18 protein-coding genes are annotated in these 24,746 nt (G+C 72.4%); 14 read left to right on the top strand and 4 right to left on the bottom strand.

From position 1 onward, the window contains the following. Positions 1-8 precede the first annotated feature (8 nt). Complete coding sequence (locus ACZ5WC_RS21435) at positions 9-2,798, bottom strand: lysylphosphatidylglycerol synthase domain-containing protein (RefSeq protein ID WP_468542284.1); 2,790 nt, start codon at positions 2,796-2,798, stop codon at positions 9-11. Positions 2,799-3,019: 221 nt separating this feature from the next. Here ACZ5WC_RS21435 and ACZ5WC_RS21430 point away from each other — a divergent pair, with 221 nt between their 5' ends. The 5 genes from ACZ5WC_RS21430 (at position 3,020) to nudC (ending at position 13,272) form a co-directional block, all read left to right on the top strand. Further along, a complete protein-coding gene (locus tag ACZ5WC_RS21430; protein ID WP_468542283.1) occupies positions 3,020-3,427 on the top strand; it encodes an MGMT family protein in 408 nt (135 codons plus the stop codon). 352 nt (positions 3,428-3,779) lie between these two features. Beyond that, positions 3,780-7,259 carry an ATP-dependent helicase gene (locus tag ACZ5WC_RS21425; RefSeq protein ID WP_468542282.1) on the top strand — a complete coding sequence of 1,160 codons (3,480 nt, stop codon included), beginning with the start codon at positions 3,780-3,782 and terminating at the stop codon, positions 7,257-7,259. A gap of 55 nt (positions 7,260-7,314) precedes the next feature. Further along, complete coding sequence (locus ACZ5WC_RS21420; protein WP_468542281.1) at positions 7,315-10,782, top strand: ATP-dependent DNA helicase; 3,468 nt, start codon at positions 7,315-7,317, stop codon at positions 10,780-10,782. Positions 10,783-10,792: 10 nt separating this feature from the next. Next, positions 10,793-12,190, top strand: coding sequence for a dipeptidase (locus tag ACZ5WC_RS21415; protein WP_468542280.1), 1,398 nt, complete (start codon positions 10,793-10,795; stop codon positions 12,188-12,190). A gap of 125 nt (positions 12,191-12,315) precedes the next feature. After that, on the top strand, positions 12,316-13,272 hold the full coding sequence (nudC, locus tag ACZ5WC_RS21410; protein WP_468542279.1) for an NAD(+) diphosphatase: 957 nt from the start codon (positions 12,316-12,318) through the stop codon (positions 13,270-13,272). A gap of 67 nt (positions 13,273-13,339) precedes the next feature. On the opposite strand, the gene ACZ5WC_RS21405 is transcribed toward nudC, so the two are convergent. Next, entirely contained in the window at positions 13,340-13,594 is a 255-nt protein-coding gene (locus ACZ5WC_RS21405) for a glutaredoxin domain-containing protein (RefSeq protein WP_006127421.1), read from the bottom strand. Between the two features lie 271 nt (positions 13,595-13,865). On the opposite strand from ACZ5WC_RS21405, the gene ACZ5WC_RS21400 reads away from it, so the two are divergent. The 5 genes from ACZ5WC_RS21400 (at position 13,866) to ACZ5WC_RS21380 (ending at position 17,788) form a co-directional block, all read left to right on the top strand. Beyond that, entirely contained in the window at positions 13,866-16,085 is a 2,220-nt protein-coding gene (locus tag ACZ5WC_RS21400) for an ATP-dependent DNA helicase UvrD2 (RefSeq protein ID WP_468542278.1), read from the top strand. Positions 16,086-16,252: 167 nt separating this feature from the next. Continuing rightward, positions 16,253-16,582, top strand: a complete 330-nt coding sequence (locus ACZ5WC_RS21395) for a hypothetical protein (RefSeq protein ID WP_096631822.1) — start codon at positions 16,253-16,255, stop codon at positions 16,580-16,582. A 176-nt stretch (positions 16,583-16,758) separates the two neighbouring features. Further along, positions 16,759-17,127, top strand: a complete 369-nt coding sequence (locus tag ACZ5WC_RS21390) for a WhiB family transcriptional regulator (protein ID WP_065491124.1) — start codon at positions 16,759-16,761, stop codon at positions 17,125-17,127. Then, complete coding sequence (locus ACZ5WC_RS21385) at positions 17,124-17,483, top strand: hypothetical protein (protein WP_468542277.1); 360 nt, start codon at positions 17,124-17,126, stop codon at positions 17,481-17,483. The genes ACZ5WC_RS21390 and ACZ5WC_RS21385 overlap by 4 nt, the downstream gene beginning before the upstream one ends. Before the next feature lie 101 nt (positions 17,484-17,584). Beyond that, positions 17,585-17,788: a hypothetical protein gene (locus tag ACZ5WC_RS21380; protein ID WP_468542276.1), complete on the top strand. Its 204-nt coding sequence runs from the start codon at positions 17,585-17,587 to the stop codon at positions 17,786-17,788. An 18-nt stretch (positions 17,789-17,806) separates the two neighbouring features. Here ACZ5WC_RS21380 and ACZ5WC_RS21375 read toward each other — a convergent pair whose 3' ends face one another. Both ACZ5WC_RS21375 and ACZ5WC_RS21370 read right to left on the bottom strand, forming a co-directional pair. Continuing rightward, positions 17,807-19,330, bottom strand: coding sequence for an ABC1 kinase family protein (locus ACZ5WC_RS21375; RefSeq protein WP_468542275.1), 1,524 nt, complete (start codon positions 19,328-19,330; stop codon positions 17,807-17,809). Between the two features lie 64 nt (positions 19,331-19,394). Then, positions 19,395-20,588: a ThiF family adenylyltransferase gene (locus ACZ5WC_RS21370; RefSeq protein ID WP_468542274.1), complete on the bottom strand. Its 1,194-nt coding sequence runs from the start codon at positions 20,586-20,588 to the stop codon at positions 19,395-19,397. Between the two features lie 218 nt (positions 20,589-20,806). On the opposite strand from ACZ5WC_RS21370, the gene ACZ5WC_RS21365 reads away from it, so the two are divergent. From ACZ5WC_RS21365 to ACZ5WC_RS21350, 4 genes are all read left to right on the top strand, one after another. Next, a complete protein-coding gene (locus tag ACZ5WC_RS21365) occupies positions 20,807-21,430 on the top strand; it encodes a M48 metallopeptidase family protein (RefSeq protein ID WP_468542273.1) in 624 nt (207 codons plus the stop codon). A gap of 152 nt (positions 21,431-21,582) precedes the next feature. Beyond that, on the top strand, positions 21,583-23,217 hold the full coding sequence (locus ACZ5WC_RS21360; protein WP_468542272.1) for a TerD family protein: 1,635 nt from the start codon (positions 21,583-21,585) through the stop codon (positions 23,215-23,217). An 11-nt stretch (positions 23,218-23,228) separates the two neighbouring features. Then, positions 23,229-23,909, top strand: coding sequence for an AIM24 family protein (locus tag ACZ5WC_RS21355; protein ID WP_468542271.1), 681 nt, complete (start codon positions 23,229-23,231; stop codon positions 23,907-23,909). 19 nt (positions 23,910-23,928) lie between these two features. Beyond that, entirely contained in the window at positions 23,929-24,684 is a 756-nt protein-coding gene (locus ACZ5WC_RS21350) for an AIM24 family protein (RefSeq protein ID WP_468542270.1), read from the top strand. The last annotated feature ends 62 nt before the right edge of the window (positions 24,685-24,746 follow it).

The raw sequence follows: 24,746 nt of genomic DNA, 5'->3' as shown, positions 1-24,746 counted from the left end.
CCCGACGACTACAGCTCGCCCTTGCGCGTCAGCTGGTTGAAGGCGATCCACCCCGGCAGCACCGGCAGCCACAGCGTCATCACGCGGTACAGCAGCACCGCGGGCGCCGCGACCTCGCTCGGCAGTCCGACCGCGATCAGGCCCAGCGTCAGGGCCCCCTCGACCGCGCCCATACCGCCCGGCGTCGGGGCGGCCGAGCCGATCGCGTTCCCGGCGAGGAAGACCACCGCGATGCTCGCGTAACTCAGCTCGGGGACGTCCGGTCCGCTGAACGCCCGGATCGAGGCGTCCAGGCAGAGCACGAACAGGCCGGTCAGCAGCAGCATGCCACCGATGCCGGTGAGCAGCTTCTGCGGCCGCTGGACCACGTCCAGCATGCGCGGCACGACCCCGGAGAACAGCGAGCGCACCCGGGTCACCACGAACTTCCGCAGGAACGGGACCGCCGTCACCACCAGCACCAGCACCGCGACCGTGAGCAGACCCGCGATCACCGTCCGGGACGGGGTCAGCGAGTCCGGGGTCCTCTCCGTACCGGTGAGATAGCCGAACAGCGCCAGCAGCATGATGTGGGCGCCGAGCCCGAAGAGCTGGGAGGCCCCGACGCTCGCCACCGCGAGGCCCGGGCGCACCCCGGCGCGCTGGAGGAAGCGGGTGTTCAGGGCCACGCCCCCGATGGCGGCCGGCGCGACGATCTTCACGAACGAGCCGGCCACCTGCGCCTGCACGGTCTTCAGGAACGGCACCCGCTCCGGCACGAAACCCAGCAGGCTCATGGCCGCCGCCACGTAGCTCAGTGCCGAGAAGCCGAGGGCCGCCGCCACCCAGCCCCACTCCGCCTGCTCCACGACCGCCCCGAAGTCCGCCTGGGTGACCTGGGAGATAACGAAGTACGCGGCGATGGCCCCGGCGATGAAGCTGAAGAGGGTACGCGGTTTGATGCGCTCCAGCCGCACCGGTTCGACCGGCGCCTGCGGGCGGATCAGGAGCACCTGGCGGCGGATCTGGGCGAGCAGATCCTCATCGCGGGCCTCCTCCAGCGCCTCGCCGATGGCCCGCTTCTCGGCCTGCTTCTCCGTCCGGTGGGACTTGCGTCCGGCCTTGCGGTCCGAGGTGTGCTCGCCCCCGGCTTCCTCGGCCCTCGTCCGCCTGGCCGTCTGTGAGGCCTCCACGGCCGCTTCCCGCTCGCGCTGCGAACGCTCGCGCGCGATCCGGCGCAGCGCCGCCCGGGTGGACCGGCTCAGCGCGATCGGCTGGAGCAGCGGCAGAGAGTCCGCCACGGCGTCCGGACCGAGCACGGCCAGTGCCCCGGCGACGGACCGCTCGGCCCCCACCCGCAGCCCCAGCGTGGTCAGCAACTGGGCCACGTCCATGCGCAGGACCAGATCACCGGCCGCGATCTCGCCGCCGCGCAGATCCGTCACGAACGCCTTGCCGGAACGATCCACCAGGAGGGCGTCGCCGGTCAGCCTGCGGTGCGCGATCCGCCGCGACTGGAGAGCCTTGACCTGACGCCAGGTGCTGCGTACCAGATCGTCGGTGATCTCCACGTCCTCCATCGCGTCCAGCGGCCGGCCGCCGATGTGCTCGTAGACGAGCATCACCGCGTCGGGCCCCAGCTCGGAGGTGGCGATCAGCTTGGGCGCGTTCGCCCCGGCGGCGATCGCCGCGTACGCGAGCAGCGCCTCCTGCTCCAGCGCCTGGCGCAGCGACTGGATGGAACGCCGCTGGGTGATCCCGCGCAGCGTGAGCCGTCGCCAGGCCCGGTAGAAGAACCCCTGGGCCTGCTGCTCGCGGTCGACGACGGTGACGTCGAGCGGCGGCCCGTCCTCCAGGGTGACCAGATAGCGCCGCCCCCGGTCGCCCTGGTCGATGCTGTCCTTGTCGTCCCTGTCCCGGTCCGGGGTGTCCTCGGCACGCATCGCCGCGACCGGGTGGAAGCCGACGTGCCGCAGCCCCGCCATCAGGTGCTGGCCGGTCGGGCGGACGTTCGGTGAGCCGACCGCGTACAGCGTTCCGTACGCCACCGTCCAGCCGATCAGGACGGTCAGGATGATCGAGAACGGGGTGGTGTACCCGCCGACGAGCATCGCGAACGCGTCGAGCAGCAGCACCATCCACAGCACCACACGCCAGCGCGGCCGCCGCGCCATGCCGACCGCCGTCATGTACGCGATGACCGGCGCGAGATAGCCGTGCACCGGGTCGGTCAGCCCGCCCGTCGTCTGCGTCTGGGTCAGCGCGTCCTGGATGGTGCCGGGCGCGGTGCGCGAGACCCACAGGTCGGTGGCGAGGGTCACACCGTGGGCGAGGACCGCGGCCAGTACGCCGTCCGCGATGCGCAGCCCGTCCCGTTTGATCAGGCGCTCGATGGCGAAGGCGACGGGCACCAGCAGCACGGCGATGCTGGACACCAGACCGGCGATCTTGATCAGCAGATCGGGCGCCTGCTCGGTGCCCTTGGAGATGTCGTCCTCAAGACCGGTGGTGGTGCCCTGGGCGAAGGCGGCGATCGAGAGCAGGACCGCGATCGCCAGCACCCCGATGAGCAGCCGCATCAGGTCGGAGGGGCGGTGGACCCGGGCGGGCAGCAGCGGTTCGTCACCGGAGACCCGGTCGCTCAGGGCGGCATCGGCGGAAGCCAGGGTCGAACCGGTCAGATGGCCGGAACCGGAGGCGGACGCGGTGGGGCCGTCGGCCCGGGGAACTCCGGAGCCCGCGGACGCTCCGGAGTCCTCCGGAGCGCTCGACGAGCGCTCCCCGGCATCAGAGGCGTCCGCCGCCTTCGGTGGCTGCACGCCCTGCTCCTTCGTCGCCTCTGGTTCGTCTTCGTGGTCTCGTATCACCGGTCACCGCCCGCACGATGGTGGCACGGCCCGTAGACAGAGGGGGGCATCAGGGTGCATTGCACGGGCGCGGGAAGCGCAACATACGCTCCTTTGCACCTGCGCGCACGCTGTGTGCCCGGACCGCCACCGTTCCGGGCGGGCTGTCGGTGCCGTACGGCAGGATGGGGCGGATGAGCCAGGACCAGACGGGCGGAGGCGGACCCGGCACCGCGCTGACCGGCCCCGAACTGCCGGAATACGCGGAGCGTGTCCTCGACGTCGCCGATCTGATCCCGCCCGGCCGGGTGATGACGTACGGCGATGTCGCGGAGTGGCTGGCCGAGGGCGGGCCCCGCCAGGTCGGCCGGGTCATGGCGTTGTACGGCTCCGCCGTGCCGTGGTGGCGGGTCGTCCGGGCCGACGGGACGCTGCTTCCCGGCCATGAGCTCCGCGCGCTGGAGCACTACCGCGCGGAGGGCACGCCGCTCCGTTCCGCGTCCCGGCAGTCGGAGGGGCATGTGCCGCGCCTCGACATGCGCCACGCCCGCTGGGACGGCACCGGCGCGGACGGACCCGGGCACGAGCAATCTCACACCTGACAGCGTCCGCTCCCGGTGTGACAAGGGACGCGTCGCACGTGACGTACATGACGCAAGTGATGCACGCGATGCAGGTGACGCACCCGACGCACGTGATGCACCCGACGCACGTGATGCACATGACGCACGTGACGCACGTGACGCACGTGACGAGGGACGCAGCGCACCCGCTGCCTCGCGCGGCGCCGCTGGCGTAGCGTCGTGTTCGCGCGGCACGCTCCGCCCCTTTCCTCGACTGCTTTGACCGCTTCGACCGCTTTGACTGCTTTCACTGCCGTGACCGTCTTGGCTGTCCCGGCTGTCCCGACCCTGTTCCTCATCACCTGTACACCCACCAGGACCGGCGATCCACGTGAGCACCTCCTCCACCCGGCACAGTCCGCACCGTGAGTCACGGCCGCGGACCACGGGCGCGTACCGGCTGGTGCGCACTCCGCCCGGGTCCGTGGATCCCCCCCTCCTGGACGCAGGTCAGCGCGCGGTGGTTGATCACCCCGGCGGCCCGCTGCTGGTCCTCGCCGGACCCGGCACGGGGAAGACCACCACCCTCGTCGAGTCCGTCGCCGCCCGGGTGAACCGGGGCGGCGACCCCGCCCGCATCCTGATCCTCACCTTCAGCCGCAAGGCGGCCGTCGAGCTGCGCGACCGGCTGGCGGCCCGGCTCGGCGCGGCGCGCGGCCCGCAGGCGACCACTTTCCACGCCTACTGCTACGCACTGGTCCGCGCCCACCAGGACGCGGACCTCTTCGCCGACCCGCTGCGCCTGCTGTCCGGGCCCGAGCAGGACGTCACCGTCCGCGAGCTGCTCGCGGGCCAGCTCGACCTGGAGAAGGAGGGCCTGGCCCATGTCCGCTGGCCCGACGAGCTGCGGGCCTGCCTGACCACCCGCGGCTTCGCCGACGAGGTGCGCGCGGTGCTGGCCCGCAGCCGTGAGCTGGGCCTCGGCCCGGACGCGCTGGCCGCCTTCGCCCGCCGCACGGGCCGCCCGGACTGGACGGCGGCGGCCCAGTTCCTCGCGGAGTACCTCGACGTCCTCGATGCCCAGGGCGTCCTGGACTACGCCGAACTGGTGCACCGCGCGGTCCTGCTCGCCGAGCGCCCCGAGGTCGCGGCGCAGCTCGCGGGCGCCTACGACGCGGTGTACGTCGACGAGTACCAGGACACCGACCCCGCGCAGGTGCGGCTGCTGCACGCGCTGGCGGGGAACCGGGGGCGTGCGCCGGGCGATGCCCGGGGGCGCGGCGAGGACACGCGCGGCGGCCGGACGCTGATCGCCTTCGGCGACCCCGACCAGTCCATCTACACGTTCCGGGGGGCCGACGTGAACGGCATCCTCGACTTCCCGGACACGTTCCGCCGGGCGGACGGCACTCCCGCACCTGTGGGCGTCCTCACCACCTCACGGCGCTCCGGCTCCGGACTGCTCGCGGCGACCCGGCTGCTCACCCGCCGGATGCCGCTGACCCGGCTGCCGGCCGAAACCGTCCGCGCCCACCGTGAGCTGCACGCCGTCCGGGAGGGCGGCCGCGTCGAGACGTACACCTACCCGACCGCCTCCACGGAACTGGAGAACATCGCGGACCTGCTGCGCCGCGCCCATCTGGAGGACGGGGTGCCGTGGCAGGAGATGGCCGTGCTGGTACGGGCCGGGGGCCGCTCACTGCCCGCCGTCCGCCGCGCCCTCACCTCGGCGGGCGTCCCCCTGGAGGTCGACGGCGACGACCTTCCGCTCCGCCACGAACCGGCCGTCGCCCCGCTGCTGACGGCGCTCCGGGCGGTGGCGACGGCTGCGCTGCACGACCGTCCGGCGGAACCGACGCCGGAGCCGGAGCTGCAACCGGCAGCCCAGCCGGAGCCGGAACCACAACGAGCAGTCCAGCCGGAACCGGAACCAGAAGCGGAACCAGAAGCGGAACCGGAACCGCAACCGGCAACTCAGCCGGAGGAAGGGCCCGCCCCCTGGCTCGACACCGAGACCGCGCTCACCCTCCTCACCTCCCCCCTCGGCTCCATGGACGCCGCCGATCTGCGCCGCCTCGGCCGGGCCCTGCGCGACGAGGAACGGGCCGCCGGAATCCGGGTTCCCGCCCCCTCCGACGAGCTGCTGGCCCGCGCCCTGGCCGAGCCCGAGCGGCTCGTCACGCACGATCCGGCGTACGCCCACGGAGCGCAGCGCCTCGGCGCGCTCCTGCGCAAGGCCCGCGAACTCCTGGCGGGCGGCAGCACCGCCGAGGAGGCCCTGTGGACCCTGTGGAACGGCACCCCCTGGCCCCGCAGGCTGGAGGCGGCCGCGCTGCGCGGCGGGGCGGGCGGGCGCAACGCCGACCGCGATCTCGACGCGGTGTGCGCCCTGTTCGAGACGGCGGCCCGCGCCGAGGAGCGCACCGGCGGGCGCGGGGCCCTCAACTTCCTCGAAGAGGTCGACGCGCAGGACATCGCCGCCGACACCCTCTCCCGGCGGACCGCCCGCCCCGACGCCGTACGCCTGATGACCGCCCACCGCTCCAAGGGCCTGGAGTGGCGGCTCGTCGTCGTCGCCGGGGTCCAAGAGGGGCTCTGGCCCGACCTGCGCCGCCGGGGCTCCCTTCTGGAGGCGGACCGGATCGGCCACGACGGCCTCGCCGAGCCGCTGACACCCGGGGCGCTCCTCGCCGAGGAGCGCCGGCTCTTCTACGTCGCCGCCACCCGCGCCCGCGATCGCCTGGTCGTCACCGCCGTGAAGGCTCCCGCCGACGACGGCGACCAGCCCTCCCGCTTCCTCACCGAGCTGGGCGTGGAACCCCGCGAGGTCACCGGCCGCCCGCGCCGCCCCCTCGCCGTCGCCGCGCTCGTCGCGGAGCTGCGCGCCACCACGGTCGACCCGGCCGCGTCCGACGCCCTGCGCGAGGCCGCCGCCCACCGCCTCGCCCGGCTCGCCTCGCTCACCGACGACGAGGGACGGCCGCTGGTGCCCGCGGCCCACCCGTACCGCTGGTGGGGCCTGGAGGAGCCGACCCGCTCCGCCGTCCCCCTGCGCGACCGCGACCAGCCCGTCACGCTCTCCGGCAGCGCCCTGGACCAGCTCGCCAACACCTGCTCCCTCCAGTGGTTCCTGGGCCGCGAAGTGAAGGCCGACGCCCCGGCCACCGCCGCCCAGGGGTTCGGCAACGTCGTCCACGTACTCGCCGACGAAGTCGCATCCGGCCGTACGCCCGCCGATCTCGACGTCCTCATGGAACGCCTGGACTCCGTCTGGAACGGCCTGGCCTTCGACGCCCCCTGGAAGTCCGAACAGGAGAAGGACCAGGCACGCGCCGCCCTGGAACGCTTCCTGCACTGGCACGTCCTGGACCGCGCCGGCCGCACGCCCGCCGCGAGCGAGCACGACTTCGACGTGACCCTGGAGGCGGGCGATTACGCCGTACGCATCCGGGGCTCCATGGACCGGGTCGAACAGGACGCCGAGGGCCGGGCGTACGTCGTCGACTTCAAGACCGGCAAGGGCGCGCCCACCAAGGACGAGGTGGACGCCCACCCTCAGCTCGCCGTCTACCAGCTCGCCGTCCGGGAGGGCGCGGTCGACGAGGTCTTCGACGGAAAGCGCCCCGAGCCGGGCGGCGCGGAACTGGTCCAGCTCCGTCAGCCCGCTCCCAGGAAGGAGGGCGGCGACGCCTTCCCCAAGGTCCAGGCCCAGGAACCGCTGGCGGGGGAGTGGGTCTCCGACCTGCTCGCCACGGCCGCCGGAAAGGTCCTGGACGAACGCTTCACGCCCACCACCGGCACCCACTGCACCCACTGCACGTTCCGCGCCTCGTGCAGCGCGCAGCCGGAGGGGCGGCAGGTGGTGGAGTAGGGCCTTTCGCGGGCATCGGTCCGGGTTGTCAGTGGCTCCGGTTACCGTTTCCCACGTGTCCTCACGCATCACCGATCCCGAGCAGCTCAAGGAGCTCCTCGGGATCCCCTTCACCCCGGAGCAGACGGCCTGCATCACCGCGCCGCCCGCCCCGCAGGTGATCGTGGCCGGAGCCGGGTCGGGGAAGACCACGGTGATGGCCGCCCGTGTGGTCTGGCTGGTCGGCACCGGCCAGGTCGCACCCGAGCAGGTCCTCGGCCTCACCTTCACCAACAAGGCGGCGGGCGAGCTGGCCGAGCGCGTCCGCAAGGCGCTCGTCGCCGCCGGGGTCACCGACCCCGACGTCATCGACCCGGACAACCCCCCGGGCGAGCCCACGATCTCCACGTACCACGCGTTCGCGGGCCGCCTCCTCACCGAGCACGGACTGCGCATCGGCCTGGAGCCCACCACCCGCCTCCTCGCCGACGCCACCCGCTATCAGCTGGCGGCGAAGGTGCTGCGCGAGGCGCCGGGCCCGTATCCGGCGCTCACCCGGTCCTTCCCCACCCTCGTCAGCGACCTCCTGGCGCTCGACGCGGAGCTGTCCGAACACCTCGTACGCCCCGGGGCGCTGGCCACGTACGACACCGAGCTGCTGCGCGCCCTGGAGAACGCGAAGCTCAGCAACGCGGACCTGCGCAAGATCCCCGAGACCGCAGAGGCCCGCCGCTCGCTCCTCGCCCTCACCGAGCGCTACCGCTCCGCCAAGCGCAGCCGGGACCTCATCGACTTCGGCGACCAGATCGCCCTCTCCGCCGAGCTGGCCCTGACCCGCCCCGAGGTGGGGGAGATCCTGCGGGACGAGTTCCGGGTCGTGCTGCTCGACGAGTACCAGGACACGTCGGTGGCCCAGCGCCTGCTGCTCTCGGCGTTGTTCGGCGGCGGTACGGGGCAGGGGGCGGCCGGTCACCCGCCCACCGGTCACGCGGTCACCGCCGTGGGCGACCCCTGCCAGGCGATCTACGGCTGGCGCGGCGCCTCCGTCGCCAACCTGGACGACTTCCCCGAGCACTTCCCGCACGCCGACGGCACCCCCGCCACCCGCTACAGCCTCAGCGAGAACCGCCGCAGCGGCGGCCGCCTCCTCCAGCTCGCCAACGGCCTCGCGGAACCGCTGCGCGCGATGCACGAGGGCGTCGAGGCGCTGCGCCCCGCCCCGGGCGCCGAGCGCGACGGCCTGGTCCGCTGCGCCCTGCTGAACACCCACACGGAGGAGATCGACTGGCTCGCGGACTCCCTCGCCCACCTCGTGCGCACCGGTACCCCACCGGGCGAGATCGCCGTCCTGTGCCGCACCGCGGGGGACTTCCCCCAGATCCAGGCCGCCCTGGTCGCCCGGGGCATCCCGGTCGAGGTCGTCGGCCTCGCCGGGCTGCTGCACCTGCCCGAGGTGGCCGATCTGGTCGCCGTCTGCGAGGTCCTCCAGGACCCGGGGGCCAACGCCTCCCTGGTCCGCCTCCTCACCGGACCGCGCTGGCGCATCGGCCCCCGGGACCTCGCCCTCCTGGGCCGCCGCGCCCGCCTCCTCGTGCACCGGGCGGGCGGCGCGGACGACGGCGCCGACCCGGACCGGCGGCTCGCGGAGGCCGTCGAGGGCACCGACCCGGCCGAGGTGATATCGCTCGCCGACGCCCTGGACACCTTCCTCATCGCGGGGGACGCGGCGGACGACGGGCTGCCGTTCTCGGCGGAGGCCCGGGTGCGCTTCGCCCGCCTGGCCCGGGAGCTGCGCGACCTGCGCCGCTCGCTCGCGGACCCCCTGATGGACGTCCTGCACCGCGTCCTGGCCACCACAGGGCTGGACGTCGAGCTGTCCGCCTCCCCGCAGGCGCTGGCCGCCCGCCGCCGCGAGACCCTCGCCAACTTCCTGGACACAGCGGCCCGGTTCGCCTCCCTGGACGGTGAGGCGTCCCTGCTCGCCTTCCTCGGCTTCCTGCGGACCGCCGCGCGGTACGAGAAGGGCCTCGACAACGCGCTGCCCGGCGGCGAGAACACCGTCAAGGTCCTCACCGCGCACAAGTCCAAGGGCCTGGAGTGGGACGTGGTCGCCGTGCCAGGACTGGTCACCGGCCAGTTCCCCAGCGGCCAGTCCCGGGAGGCCTGGACCGCCCAGGCCAAGGTGCTCCCGCACGCCCTGCGCGGCGACGCGGCGACGCTCCCGGCCCTGGACGCCTTCGGCGGGCTCGACGCCAGGAGCATGAAGACGTTCAAGGAGGAGATGAAGGAGCACCAGCACACGGAGGAGCTGCGCCTCGGCTACGTCACCTTCACCCGCCCCCGCTCCCTGCTCCTGGGCTCCGGCCACTGGTGGGGCCCGTCCCAGAAGAGGACGCGCGGCCCGTCCGCCTTCCTGGAGGCGCTGTACGAGCACTGCGCGGCGGGCCACGGCGAGATCGAGGCCTGGGCGGACGAGCCCGCCGAGGACGAGGAGAACCCGGCCCTCGCGGCACCCGGCACCGACCTGGCCTGGCCACTCCCGCTCGACGCCGACGCCCTTACCCGCCGCCGCGCCGCCCGGGACACGGTCCTCGCCCACCTGGAGGGCCTGGCCGTCCACGGGGATCAGCAGCCACCTGCGTACGGCACCGACCCCGACGACGTGGCGGCGTACGAGGCTGACCGCGACGAGGCACCGATCGACGAGGGCCACGAGGACTGGGACTGGGACGAGCTCCCCACCGAACGCCCCCCGGGCACCCCGGCCCCGGAGGCCGTACGGGAGCCCGCACCGCTCATCCCCGCTGCCCGCCACGCCCCGGAGCCCGGCCACGCGGCAGCGCTCACCCCGGAGGAAGCCCGCACCCTCGCCTCCTGGGACCGGGACCTGGACGCCTTGGCCGGGGAGCTGCGCCGGGCCCGCGCCACCGTGCGCGAGGTCCTCGTCCCCGCCTCGCTCTCCGCCACCCAGCTGCTGCTTCTGGCCGAGGACCCCGAGGCCTTCGCCAAGGAGCTGGCCCGGCCCATGCCCCGGCCGCCGCAGCCCGCCGCCCGCCGGGGCACCCGCTTCCACGCCTGGGTGGAGTCCCGGTACGAGGAGCTCCCGCTGCCCATGCTCGGCCCCGACGAACTGCCCGGGGGCGACGAGAGCGACGCGGAGATCGCCGACGAGCGGGACCTCGCCGAGCTGAAGGAGGCGTTCGAGCGCACCGCGTACGCCCGGCGCACCCCGTACCGGGTGGAGACCCCGTTCCAGATCACCCTCGCGGGCCGGGTGGTCCGGGGCCGGATCGACGCCGTGTACCGCACGGGTGACACGTACGAGATCGTCGACTGGAAGACCACCCGCCACCGCACCGCCGACCCCCTCCAGCTCGCCGTCTACCGACTGGCCTGGGCCGAGCTGCACGACCTGCCGCTCACCGCCGTCACCGCCACCTTCCTCTACGTACGCAGCGGGGAGACCGTCCACCCGCAAGGGCTGCCGGGCCGGGCCGAGCTGGAGCGGATCCTGCTGGACGAGCCGGCCCCCGAGGGCGGATAGGCTCAAGAGCATGAGCGAGACCCCGGACAGCGCCGTCCGTACGTACACCGAACAGCACCGCGCAGCCTTCCTCGACGACCTCGCGGAGTGGCTGCGCATCCCGTCCGTATCCGCGCAGCCGGAGCACGACGGGGACGTACGGCGCAGCGCCGGATGGCTGAGCGCCAAGCTCAAGGAGACCGGCTTCCCGGTCACCGAGATCTGGGAGACCCCCGGCGCCCCCGCTGTCTTCGCGGAGTGGCCCAGCGAGGACCCGGGCGCCCCGACCGTGCTGGTCTACGGCCACCACGACGTGCAGCCCGCCGCCCGCGAGGACGGCTGGGACACCGACCCGTTCGAGCCGGTGATCCGGGACGGCCGGATGTACGGGCGCGGTGCCGCCGACGACAAGGGCCAGGTGTTCTTCCACACCCTCGGGGTCCGCGCCCACCTCGCCGCCACCGGCCGCACCGCCCCGGCCGTCCACCTCAAGCTGCTGATCGAGGGCGAGGAGGAGTCCGGCTCCCCGAACTTCCGCGCCCTGGCCGAACAGCACGCGGACCGCCTCGCCGCCGACGCCGTGATCGTCTCCGACACCGGCATGTGGGACGAGGAGACACCGACCGTCTGCACCGGCATGCGCGGCCTCGCGGAGTGCGAGATCGAGCTGTACGGCCCCGCCCAGGACATCCACTCCGGATCGTTCGGGGGAGCCGTCCCCAACCCGGCCACCGAGGTCGCCCGCCTGGTCGCCGCTCTCCACGACGAGAACGGCCGCGTCGCGATCCCCGGCTTCTACGACGGGGTCACCGACCTCACCGACACCGAGCGGGCGCTCTTCGCCGAGCTGCCCTTCGACGAGGCGACCTGGCTGCGTACGGCGAAGTCGCAGGCGGCGCACGGCGAGGCCGGATACTCCACGCTGGAGCGCGTCTGGGCCCGCCCCACCGCCGAGGTCAACGGCATCGGCGGCGGCTACCAGGGCGCGGGCAGCAAGACGATCATCCCCTCCTCCGCCCTGGTGAAGATCAGCTTCCGGCTGGTCGACGACCAGGACCCCGACCGCGTACAGCAGACCGTCCGCGCCTGGGCCGAGTCCCGCATCCCGGCGGGCCTCCGCCACAAGATCGCCTTCCAGCCCGCCACCCGCCCCTGCCTGACCCCGCTGGACCACCCCGCCCTCCAGGCGGTCGCCCGCGCGATGGGCCGGGCCTTCGGCAAGAAGATCCTCTTCACCCGCGAGGGAGGCTCGGGCCCGGCCGCCGACCTCAGGGACGTCCTCGGCGCCCCCGTGCTCTTCCTCGGCATCTCCGTACCCTCCGACGGCTGGCACGCCCCCAACGAGAAGGTCGAGCTGGACCTGCTGCTGAAGGGCGTGGAGACGACCGCGTACCTGTGGGGAGAACTGGCCGAGGCGCTCGGCCGGTGACACTGCTGAACCCGCTGTACCCACTGAACCAGCTGAATGCACTAAGCCCGCTGAATCCGCTGAGCCCGCCGCACCTCCACGTACCTCCGCACACCCGATCCGCCCAGGGGGAGTAGGAAGCACCTGTGAGCACCTTCGACAACGCCACCGCAGACCGCCCGATCGGCCTCACCGCGCCGGGCGGCATCGACCGCGCGGCACACCACCGCCTCGACGAGGCATGGCTGTCCGTGGCGTGGAGCCACCCGACGACCCGCGTCTTCGTCGTCTCCGGCGGGCAGGTGCTGATCGACGACACCCCCGACGGGGGCACCGAGATCGTCATGACCCCGGCCTTCGAGGCCCCGGTCACCGAGACCCACCGGTACTTCCTCGGCACGGACGAGGAGGGCGTCAGCTACTTCGCGCTCCAGAAGGACTCGCTGCCCGGCCGCATGGACCAGTCGGCCCGCCCGGCCGGACTCCGCGAGGCGGGCCTGCTGCTGGGCCCCCGCGACGCGGGCCTGATGGTCCACGCGGTCGCCCTGGAGAACTGGCAGCGCCTGCACCGCTTCTGCTCCCGCTGCGGCGAGCGCACCGTCATCGCGGCGGCCGGACACATCCGCCGCTGCCAGGCCTGCGGCGCCGAGCACTACCCGCGTACGGACCCGGCGGTCATCATGCTCGTCACCGACGACCAGGACCGGGCCCTGCTGGGACGCCAGGTGCACTGGCCGGAGGGCCGCTTCTCCACGCTCGCCGGGTTCGTCGAGCCGGGGGAGTCGATCGAGCAGTCCGTGATCCGCGAGGTGTACGAGGAGGCGGGCGTCACCGTCGGCGAGGTCGAATACATCGCCAGCCAGCCGTGGCCCTTCCCCTCCAGCCTGATGCTGGGCTTCATGGCCCGGGCGACCTCCTCGGAGATCAACGTCGACGGCGAGGAGATCGAGGAGGCCCGCTGGTTCTCCCGCGAGGACCTCACGGCGGCCTTCGAATCCGGCGAGGTCATGCCCCCGTTCGGCATCTCGATCGCGTCCCGGCTGATCGAGCTCTGGTACGGCAAGCCGCTCCCGAGGCCGGGCAGCGTGCGGCGCCCGGCCTGAACGGCCCCGGGAAACACCGCCGCCCCCGGCGGTGCCGGGGGCAGCGGTGCGCGCGAAGAGCCCCGGGTCAGGCGGCGAGCGCCTGCTTCACCTGGGCGAGCGACGGGTTCGTCATGACCGACTCGGTGCCCGAGGGGGCCACGATCAGCAGGGTCGGCACTGTCTGGTTTCCGCCATTCGCCTTCTCGACGAAAGCGGCCGATTCCGGGTCGTGCTCGATGTTGACCTCGTTGTACGCGATGCCCTCGCGGTCCATCTGGCTCTTCAGCCGACGGCAGTAGCCGCACCAGGTGGTGCTGTACATCGTCACAGTGCCCGCCATGTCGCTGGCGCTCCTTCGTCTCGTCCGTACCGCTGCGCGGCCGGCAGCGTCACTTGCGGTCCGGCGGCTTTCCCGCAGCGTTCCCGCACGGAAGGGAACGTACGGGACACGGCCACCATTCCCACAACCGCCCCGGCCGGGGCGTACGCGGCCCTCCGCACGACCCACTCCGGCCGGGGCGGGCACGCACCAGTACGCACCGGTACGACGAATACCTCACCCCTGTGGACAACCGCCGCACCCGCCCCGCGCGACCTGGCAGCATGGCGGGGTGACAGCAGCAACGCACTCCACCCTCTTCCCGCAGGTTCCCGAGACCCCGGACGCCGTGCTCGACGGGCTCGACCCCGAGCAGCGCGAGGTGGCACTCGCCCTGCACGGACCGGTGTGCGTGCTGGCCGGAGCGGGGACGGGCAAGACCCGCGCGATCACCCACCGCATCGCGTACGGGGTGCGCGCGGGCATCCTCCAGCCCGCCACCGTGCTCGCCGTCACCTTCACCAACCGGGCAGCCGGAGAGATGCGCGGCCGCCTCCGCCAGCTCGGCGCGACGGGCGTCCAGGCGCGGACCTTCCACTCCGCTGCGCTCCGCCAGCTCCAGTATTTCTGGCCGAAAGCCGTCGGTGGCGAGCTGCCCCGACTGCTGGAGCGGAAGGTGCAGCTGGTCGCCGAGGCCGCCGCCCGCTGTCAGCTCCGGCTCGACCGCAACGAGCTGCGGGACGTCACCGGCGAGATCGAGTGGGCCAAGGTCACCCGGACCGTCCCGGCCGACTATCCGGCCGCGGTCGCCAAGACCCACCGGGACGCCCCCCGCGACCCGGCGGTCCTGGCCCAGATCTACTCCATGTACGAACAGCTCAAGCGCGACCGCTCGGTCATCGACTTCGAGGACGTGCTGCTGCTCACCGTCGGCATCCTCCAGGACCGCCACGACATCGCCGACCACGTGCGCGGTCAGTATCAGCACTTCGTCGTCGACGAGTACCAGGACGTGAGCCCGCTCCAGCAGCGGCTGCTCGACCTCTGGGTCGGCGACCGGGACAACCTCTGCGTCGTCGGCGACGCCAGCCAGACGATCTACTCCTTCACCGGGGCCACCCCCGACCATCTGCTGAACTTCCGCACCCGCCACCCCGGGGCGACCGTCGTCAAGCTGGTCCGGGACTACCGCTCCACCCCCCAGGTCGTCCACCTCGCCAACGCTCTGCTGAGCCAGGCCCACGGCAAGGCGGCCGACCACCGGCTGGAGCTGGTCTCGCAGCGCGACAAGGGCCCCGAGCCGGTCTACGCGGAGTATCCCGACGAGCCCAACGAGGCGGAGTCCACCGCCCGGCGCATCCGCGACCTGATCGCGGCGGGTGTCCCGGCCGGGGAGATCGCCGTGCTCTACCGGGTCAACTCCCAGTCGGAGGTCTACGAACAGGCCCTCGCGGACGCCGGGGTGCCCTACCAGCTGCGCGGAGCCGAGCGGTTCTTCGAACGCGCGGAGGTACGGGAGGCGGGCACCGCCCTGCGCGGCGCCGCCCGCGCAGGGCGCAACGACTCCCTGCTCGACGGGGCGGAGGACCTGGCCTCCCAGGTCCGGGCCGTGCTCTCCACCAAGGGCTGGACGACCCGCCCGCCCGCCGGGTCCGGGGCGGTCCGCGACCGCTGGGAGTCGCTGGCCGCGCTGGTGCGCCTCGCGGAGGACTTCGAGGCGGCCAAGCCGGGGGCGACCCTGACCGATCTGGTGCGCGAGCTGGACGAGCGGGCGGCCGCCCAGCACGCCCCGACGGTCCAGGGGGTGACCCTGGCCTCGCTGCACTCGGCGAAGGGCCTGGAGTGGGACGCCGTGTTCCTGGTCGGCCTGACCGAGGGCATGATGCCGATCGCGTACGCCAAGACCGACGAGCAGGTCGAGGAGGAGCGCCGCCTGATGTACGTGGGCATCACCCGTGCCCGCGTCCACCTCTCGCTCTCCTGGGCGCTGTCCCGGTCGCCCGGTGGCCGGGCGGGCCGACGGCCGACCCGCTTCCTGAACGGGCTGCGCCCCGGCTCGGGCTCGGCCGGGACCCGGGGAGGGGCCGGGGGAGGCGGAGGGATCGACCGGGGCTCCGGGCGGGCCCTGTCCGCCGGGCCGACCGCGGTGGCGGCCCGGAAGCCGCACAAGCCGGTGCGCTGCCGGGTCTGCGGCCGGACGCTCACCACCGCCGGAGAGATGAAGCTGATGCGCTGCGAGGAGTGCCCGTCCGACATGGACGAGGGGCTGTACGAGCGGCTGCACGACTGGCGGGCCGCCCAGGCGGCCGTGCTCGGCCAGCCGGACTTCTGCGTGTTCACCGAGAAGACCCTCATGGCGATCGCCGAGGCGGCGCCGTCCACCGAGGGCGAGCTGGTCGTCATCCCCGGCGTCGGCACCCGGAAGCTGAACCGCTTCGGCGCCGATGTTCTGGCCATCTGCGCAGGTGAGGCGGTTGATGACGAGCCCGAGGAGGGCCTCGACAAGGCCTGAGAAAAACTCGTCCAGAAAATAGTTTGCGCCCGCCCCAGTCGTCACCATAGGTTCTTAACCACGGGAACAGCGACTTCTCTGAAGCCCTGACTCCGTGCTGTACTTATCCGAATACGCAGGACCGGCCCCGGCCGGTCCCCCCGAGACGCCGAGAGGAGGCGATTGAAGTGATCAGCATCATCGAAACCCAGAAAATGACCGATCTCTCGGTCGTCTCCGCCTGTTCGCTCGGCCTCGCCCGTTCCTCGGCTGCCTCGCTTCACGCCACCGGTCTGTCCGGCATCTCTGCCGCCCGTCCGCTGTCCCCGGCGAGCCTCCCCGTGATGCGGGAGCGCAATGAGCGACCGATCGAGGCACCGGCGGCAGCAGTAGCGAAGGCAGCACAGGCTCAGGCCTATGCCTTTGCGGCAGCCGGTGCCGGAGCCAAGAAGCAGACGCAGCAGCACCACACGATGTGGGCCTTCCGTGGGCCTGAACCCTGGAGTGATCCAGCCTGATCCAGCATCAGGCCGGCGCCTTCAGGGCCGCGGAACCCCACTCGGGATCCGCGGCCCTTTTGTTTTGTCCGAACGGACGAGACGGAACGAAGGAGCCTCGGGACAAGCAGGACCTGGTACCAGCAGCCGCCAACCGGCCAACAGGCCGGCACGACCAGACGAGGACACCACCCACCGTGCACACCGAAACGCACGCCCCGTCAGTACCGCTCTCCACCCCGATCTCGCCGCCCGGCTCCACGGAGGACTCCACCTTGACCCCGCTCACCACGCTCACCGCGCTCGACGACGCCATCGAGAACCTCGGCGTCCCCGTCCCCTGCCGGTCCTACGACCCGGAGGTCTTCTTCGCCGAGTCGCCGGCCGACGTCGAGTACGCCAAGTCCCTCTGCCGCACCTGCCCGCTGGTCGAGGCCTGCCTCGCCGGTGCGAAGGACCGCCGCGAGCCGTGGGGCGTCTGGGGCGGCGAACTGTTCGTCCAGGGTGTCGTCGTGGCCCGCAAGCGGCCGCGTGGCCGTCCGCGCAAGAACCCGGTCGCAGCGTGACCGCCACCTGTGGGGTCCCCGCCCCCACACACCGGAACCGCCTCGGAACGATCGACCGCCCCCAGACTCATGACCCCCGGAATCAGGCACCAATGATCACCCCCACGAAGGAGCCCGTCGGCTCCGCCACCCCCGACGTCACCATCATCGGCGCGAACGACTCGCGTCAGAACAGGACCCGCGAAATGCAACTCATCCCAGAAGCCCTGGCGCGTGCGCATATGCACGACCGCCTGCGGGAGGCCCAGGAGGACCGACAGTCGGCCCGCCTGATCGCCGCCCGCCGGATGCAGCGCCGAGCGGAGCGCGCCTCGCTGCGCGCCCGCCGCGCGCTGGCCATGGCGGTCATGCACTGACCGTGCGACCGATCACTCCACCGCGGGGCCGTCCGACAGGACGGCCCCGCGGTGCGTTGTGCCGCCGCGCGTCCGCCCGCTCGCGGGGATATCGTCACGAGGTGGACGAGGAGACCCATCCCCCTGACCGGCCCGCCGACGGACGCGTGGTGTGCGCTCGCTGTGGGACCGCCGCCGACGGCGACACGGCCCCTCCGACCTGGCTCTGCTCCATGGAGGACGGACGCCGTCTCCGCTTCTGCGAGGACTGCACCCGCCTCCACATCCGAGCGATCGAAAGCCGCCTCGACTCGCTCTGGTGGTAGCCGCGCCCCGCCCCCGCCCTACGCCTGGACGGCCTCGCCCGCCTGCTCGCCCTTCTGGCCGACGTACGAGGTGAGCTCCGCAGCCTGCTCGGACTCGGGGCCCTGCTCGAACTCCGGGTCCTCTTCGGACTCCGAGTCCTCTTCGGACTCCAGGGCCTCCTCGGGCTGCGCGGCCTCCGCGACGAACCCCGGCAGCCACGCTTCGAGCTCGTCCCGCAGCCGGACCGTCGCCCCCAGCTGACACAGCACTCCGATCGTGCTGAGGGTCACCCGGTGTATCAGCACATACGACGGCGGAAGGTTCAGCTGACGGCCCAACTGGTAGGCGGGGGAGCGTGGATCGGCTATCCGGGCCGCCTGCTCACGGATCCAGCCCCGGGTGAAGGCGAACTCCTCCACCTGCGTGGGCTCGATGATCGGGAGCAGATAGTCGAGGACCGCGTCCGGGTCGAGCTCGATCGACTCCTTCACGAACCCCTCCTCACGCAACAGCCCGTACACCGCCGCGGCCTCGCCCTCCAGCGTCAGCCGCAGGGAGTCGCCGATGTTCCGCGGCAGCCCGCCCGGCAGCCGGTCGACCGTGCCGAAGTCCAGGACCCCGAGACGCCACGCCCCCGCCGGGCTGCCCGCCTCGTCCCCCGCCGGGCCTCTCGCCTCGTCCTCCGCCGGGGGCAGCAGCCGGAAGTTGCCCGGATGCGGGTCGGCGTGGAGCAGGCCGGTGCGTGCCGGACCGGAGAAGAGGAAGCGGGCCAGCAGCTGCCCCGCCCGGTCCCGCTGTTCCGCCGTGCCCTCCGTGATGACCTCGGACAGCGGGATTCCGTCGATCCACTCGGTCACCAGCACCTGATCGGACTGGTGCACCACCTGGGGAATCACCACATCCGGGTCATCCGCGAACTCCGCCGCGTGCTCCCGCTGCGCCTGCGCCTCCAGCTCGTAGTCCAGCTCCTCCGATACGCGGTCGCGCAACTCCTTGATGAGCGGCTTGATGTCCATCCCCGGGACGAGCGGGCCGAGCAGCCGGGCGAAACGGCTCAGCTGGGCGAGATCGGAGAGGAGCGCCTCGCCCGCGCCGGGATACTGCACCTTCACCGCGACCTCGCGGCCGTCGTGCCACACCGCACGGTGGACCTGCCCGATCGAGGCGGCGGCCGCCGGAGTGTCCTCGAACTCCAGGAAACACTCCCGCCAGTCCTCCCCGATCCGCTCGGCGAGGACCCCGTGGACCGTGCGGGCGGGCAGGGGTGGCGCGGCCTCCTGAAGCTTGGTCAGCGCGGCCCGGTAGGGACCGGCGACCTCCTCGGGAAGCGCCGACTCGAAGACGGAGAGCGCCTGGCCCAGCTTCATGGCCCCGCCCTTCAGCTCTCCCAGTGTCTTGAACAACTGGTCCGCCGTGCGCTGCTGGACCTCGCGGGCGACGAGCTCGGCGGACTTCCCGCCGATCCGCTTGCCCAGGCCCCACGTGGCGCGGCCGGCGAAGCCGAGTGGGAGCGCGGCCAGCTTGGCGGTACGCGTAACCGCCTTCCGGGGAAGATCAGACATGTGCCCCTCCAGTTCCCAGACTGCCGTGCCGCTCCAGCCTCCGGTGTCACTCCGTCGACGGCGGTCACCCGGCCATTGTGTCCTGCGCCGGAACACCGCCCGAGGCCCGATCCCCCTTAGCGGGTGTCCGACAACTCCGAGTCGGCTCACGGGCGCCCCCGGTCCCACCGCAGGAACAGTCCGCATGCGGGCCGATCCGCTCGGAGCGCCAGTCCAGCAACGGCAGAGCGGCCTCCCAGCGAGCGCCCGTACTGGCGGGGAGGTCCCCGTCCAGAAAGGCCAGGGCATGGGCCGCGGCGAGACCGGCGACCGCGGTGGCAAGCCCCAGATCGCAGGCGGGCCCCGCGCCCCGCCGCCCCGAACGCCACTGGGCCAGCATCCGGGGCCACTGCGAATCCCGGTCCGTGCGATGCAGCTCCAGGCACCCCGCGCAGCCGGTGCCCCCGGGCAGCACCAACGGTCCGACCACCCCCGTCGCCTCGATCACTCCCGCATAGAGATGAGGAGTGCCGGAGGCGATCCACGGCGCCGCGGTGTCCGGAAGGGGCGCGTACACCGCGAGGCCGTCCCGGGGAGCGACGACGACCAGCGAAAGACCGGGCTGTCCGGCGCCCCCGTCAAACCCCGCCCCCGCCCGGCCCGCCCCCGCCGATCGGGGAGCCGGTCCGGGCGCGGACCGGCGGACGAGGCGGCGGGCGGCCACGTCGCGTCGTTCGCCCACGGACGCCGGAGGCAGCCCCGCGGGCGCCACATCCCAGAGCTCGGCCCGCCCCCCGTCCAGCACTTCCACCTCACCCACCCCCGCACCCGACAACAACGAGGCGATCGACGCCCCCACCCGCCCCGCACCCCGCACCTGGACCCGCATCGCCCGCCGGGCCGCCATCCGGCGCAGGCCGCCGCCCGGTTCGGGATGGACGATGGAGAGCGAAGCCACATCAGGGCGTTGACGGTCCATCACATCGGCCCGCCGGCGCAGCGCATCGGTGTCCGGGGCCGCCGACCTCGGATCGTCGAGGAGCCCGGCGTCCGTCAAGCGCGAGAGCAGCACATCGACATGGCGCTCCGACAGATCCAGGGCCCTGGCCTCCTCGTAAAGGAGTGGCAGACCGCGTGTGCCGTCGAGCAGCTCCAGGAAACTTCCGGTGGCGATGTCCACCGGACCGAGTGTCACGGCGTGTGCGGGCGTCACGCCGAACTGCACGGTGTTCCGTCCACGCCAGGCACGGCGCAGTGCGGGCTTCAGCATCGGATACATGACTTCTCCCCCGAGTCCCCGAGCGATGTTGCGATCACGGATTCGCGAGCCGTACCCCGCGAGTCCTTGTCAGCATGCGGGCCGACGGCGAACCCTGCGCAGAGTTGTCCACAGACAGGGGGCGTTAGTCGTTCAAATAGTGCAAGCCGGCGTGCGGATCGTCGCCGAGCCGTCTCCGGGGCGGGACTTCCCGCACGGACAGCGGGTAACGTCGTGGCGTGCCCGCCGACCCGTCGTCCGGCTTCGCCGGGGAGTTCCCCGCGCGCAGGCCCGGAAGCCATCAGCGCAGCGCGGCAGCCCATCCGGCCCGCGCTTCGGCGACGAGCGCGGTCGAGGTCCGCAGGAGCACCCGGCGCAGGAAGTCGGTCTCCGCGTACCGGGAGGGCGACCGCACGATCGTGCTCATCCCCGCACGGATGTCCGAGGCTGAGGAGCGGCGCTGGGTGGGCGTGATGCTCGACAAGCTCGCCGCCCAGGAGAGCAAGCGGGTCCTGGGCGACACCGAGCTCGCGGAGCGCGCCGCGCGGCTGTCGGCCCAGTACTTCGACGGTCGCGCCCGGCCCGACTCGGTGCGCTGGGTGACCAACCAGAACACCCGCTGGGGTTCGTGCACCCCGGCCGAGGGCAGCATCAGGCTCTCCCACCGGTTGCAGGGCATGCCGGAGTACGTCGTCGACTACGTGCTCCTCCACGAGCTGGCTCATCTGCTCGTGCCCGGGCACGGCCCGGGGTTCTGGCAGTTGCTGGAGTCCTACCCGCGCACCGAGCGGGCCCGCGGCTACCTCGAAGGTGTGGTGGCGGCCGAGCAGCTGCCCCATCTGCCCGCCGCCCGCGAGGAGTGACACGGGCGCGGGTTCCGCGCCACGCTCGGTGATCCCGAAGAGGCGCGTTCGGCGATTCTGTACCGGGTGTGTACCGGCTTGGTCGGATGTCGTCGATAGCGGTTAGCCTGACGCGACGCATTCACCTTCCGGATGGGGGACGGTCGTTACGCATGGCCAGGGAATTCCAACGCGGCCACAAGGCCAAGATCAGTGATCTCACGGCAGGGACAGACCTGTACGTAGGCGTGCAGATCGCCGCCCCGGGGCTGACCTTCGACATCAGCTGCTTCGGCCTCGACGCCAACGAAAAGCTCTCGGACGACCGGTACTTCATCTTCTTCAATCAGCCCAAATCGCCCGAGGAGTCCATTCAGCTCCTCGGTGCGCAGTCCGGCGACACCGAGTCCTTCCGCGTCACGCTCGACCGTGTTCCGGCCGCCATCCAGAAGCTCTCGTTCACCGCGACCCTCGACGGCGCGGGGCAGATGTCGCAGATCGGCCCGGGGTACATCCGGATCGTCGCGGGCGGCGAGGAGGTGGTCAGGTACTCCTTCACCGGATCGGAGTTCACCACCGAGCGCGCGGTGATGCTCGGCGACTTCTATATGAAGGACGTCTGGCGCTTCGCCGCCGTCGGCCAGGGTTTCGACGGCGGCCTCGAAGCGCTCCTGAAGAACTTCGGCGGGGAGGTCGCGGAGGAAGAGCCCTCGCCGCCCCCGCCGCCCGCTCAGACCGGGGCCCCCGGGTTCGCCCCACCGGCCCAGGCCACCGCGCCCCCGGCGTTCGGCGCCCCGCCCGCCGCTCCTGCGCCACAGGCCCCGCAGCCCGCGCCGTCCTTCGGCGCCCCGGCCACGCCCACGCCGCCGCCCGCGCCGCACCAGCCGATGCACGCGGCGCCGACGATCGCGGCCCCGCTGGCGCCCCAGGCGCCTCAGCCGCCCCAGGCCCCGTCCCCGTACGGCCAGCCCCAGCAGCCGCAGTTCGGGCAGATCCCCGGACAGGTGCCGGGCCAGGGCGTCCCGCCCGCCGCACCCTTCGGCCAGCAGGCCCCCGCTCTGTACGGACAGCCCGCACCGGCCCCGTTCGGACAGCAGCCCCCCGGCTCGATGCCCCAGGGCGTCCCGCAGGGAGTTCCGGCCACCGGCGCGGGTCTTCAGGCGGCGCTCCAGCCGTACAAGGAGACCCCGACCGGGCAGCGCTGGACCCCGCAGAACAAGCAGCTCATGCGGGTCGACCTGACCATGGGCGGCGCCGGAGTGCTGGCCCGCCAGGGCAGCATGGTGATGTACCAGGGCAAGGTCGACTTCGGCTACAAGAGCGCCGGGTTCGTCGGCCGCGCGGTGGGCAACGCCACCGGCCAGGAGATGCAGCTGATGCGCTGTACCGGCCGCGGCCAGGTCTTCCTCGCCGAGGAGGGCTCGTATCTGCACCCGATCGAGCTCCAGGGTGACGCCATCTGCGTCTCCGCCGAGAGCGTCCTCGCCTTCGACGAGTCCCTCCAGTACGAGGTCCGCAGGATCGAGGGGCACGGCATCCCCGGCGGTGCCCTGTTCACCATGCAGTTCCAGGGCACCGGCACCGTGATCATCAAGACCCACGGCACCCCGGTCGTCCTCCCGGTCACACCCACCACGTTCGCCGACTGCAACGCCGTCGTCGCCTGGTCGGCCGCCTCCCAGGTGATCATTTCCAGCCAGGTCCGGCTGCGCCGCAACGCGTACCCGGGACACAGCGGGGAGACCGTGAACCTCCAGTTCCGGGGAGCACCCGGCAACTTCATCGTCGTCCAGCCCTACGAGGTCTGAGGGAGCCCGTCATGAACCAGCAACTCGCGGGCTTCGCCCCGACCCCCGTCACCGCCCGCATGGAGAACCACGGCTCGGCCATGCTCAAGGTCGCCATGGCCTCCGGACAGGACCTCTACGCACGCACCGGCTCGATGGTGGCGTACGAGGGCTTCATCCAGTACGAGCCCAACCCGCCCGCCGTCCGGCAGATCGCCTCCCAGTGGATCACCGGCGAGGGCGCCCCCGTCATGAAGTGCTCCGGCGACGGGCTGCTCTACCTTGCCGACTACGGCGCCGACGTGGTCGTCATCAACCTCAACAACGACTCCATCTCCGTCAACGGCACCAACCTCCTCGCCTTCGACGCGCACCTCACCTGGGGTGTCGAGAAGGTCAAGGGGATGGCCAAGTTCGCCGGACAGGGACTGTGGAACGTCGTCGTCCAGGGCACCGGATGGGTGGCCATCACCTCCCGGGGCACCCCGATCGTCGTCGACTGCGGACGCGGCGAGGACGAGACGTACGTCGATCCGGACGCGCTGGTCGCCTGGTCCCCGAACCTCAAGGTGAAGGGCAAGCGCAGCTTCAAGGCCGGGGCGCTGATCGGCCGCGGCAGCGGCGAGGCGTACCAGATGGCCTTCTCCGGCCAGGGCATCGTCGTCGTCCAGCCGAGCGAGGACAGTACGGACCGCCTGCGGGTCCGGAACTGAGGGGGAGGGAGAACACAGCATGCAGAGTCCGCTTTTCAGCCACACCGAGCAGCAGACCCAGGACCGGTACGCGATCCAGAACCCGCAGCTCCTGCGGGTCTCGCTGACCGGCCACGACGACGTCCTCGCCCGCAAGGGCGCGATGGTCGCCTACCAGGGCCTGATGGACTTCGACGGGGAGTACCAGCCGCAGGCCCAGCGCAGTGCCCGCGCGCAGACCGGCGAGGGCCTCGACCTGATGCGCGTGTCCGGCCAGGGCACGGTCTACTTCGCCAACCTCGCCCAGTACATCCACGTCGTGGACGTCGACCGCGACGGGATGACCGTGGACAGCTCCTATGTCCTCGCGCTCGACTCCTCGCTGCACACCGAGGTCATCGCGGTGGACAGCCAGTACGGGATCTCCGGCAGCGGCAAGTACCAGCTCAACATCTCCGGCAGCGGCAAGGTGGCCCTCATGACCTCGGGCCAGCCCCTGATGATGCAGGTCACGCCCGAGAAGTACGTCAGCGCCGACGCCGACGCGATCGTCGCCTGGTCCAGCTCCCTGCGGGTACAGATGCAGGCCCAGACGCACTCCACGGGTGTTTTCCGGCGCCGCGGCAACACGGGGGAGGGCTGGGAGCTGAGTTTCCTCGGACAGGGCTTCGCCCTGGTCCAGCCGAGCGAGGTCATGCCCCCGCAGAACGCCCAGATCGGTGAGGGCGCCCGCGCCCAGTTCGGCATGGGCCAGCAGGGCTCCCACGGCCAGAACCAGAACAACGCCTGGAACTGACCGGCACCCGCAGAGCACAGCCGTAAGGGGCGGCCTCCACAGAGGCCGCCCCTTACACACAT

This window comes from Streptomyces sp. NPDC033165, assembly GCF_055577965.1.
This window is presented reverse-complemented; position numbering and strand designations above follow the sequence as displayed.

Bases quoted from the DNA above. Each gene is read 5' to 3' on its own strand.
- ACZ5WC_RS21430 (WP_468542283.1), top strand. From the start codon at position 3,020: ATGAGCCAGGACCAGACGGGCGGAGGCGGACCCGGCACCGCGCTGACC.
- ACZ5WC_RS21415 (WP_468542280.1), top strand. From the start codon at position 10,793: ATGAGCGAGACCCCGGACAGCGCCGTCCGTACGTACACCGAACAGCAC.
- ACZ5WC_RS21405 (WP_006127421.1), bottom strand. From the start codon at position 13,594: ATGGCGGGCACTGTGACGATGTACAGCACCACCTGGTGCGGCTACTGC.
- ACZ5WC_RS21375 (WP_468542275.1), bottom strand. From the start codon at position 19,330: ATGTCTGATCTTCCCCGGAAGGCGGTTACGCGTACCGCCAAGCTGGCC.
- ACZ5WC_RS21370 (WP_468542274.1), bottom strand. From the start codon at position 20,588: ATGTATCCGATGCTGAAGCCCGCACTGCGCCGTGCCTGGCGTGGACGG.
- ACZ5WC_RS21360 (WP_468542272.1), top strand. From the start codon at position 21,583: ATGGCCAGGGAATTCCAACGCGGCCACAAGGCCAAGATCAGTGATCTC.
- ACZ5WC_RS21355 (WP_468542271.1), top strand. From the start codon at position 23,229: ATGAACCAGCAACTCGCGGGCTTCGCCCCGACCCCCGTCACCGCCCGC.
- ACZ5WC_RS21350 (WP_468542270.1), top strand. From the start codon at position 23,929: ATGCAGAGTCCGCTTTTCAGCCACACCGAGCAGCAGACCCAGGACCGG.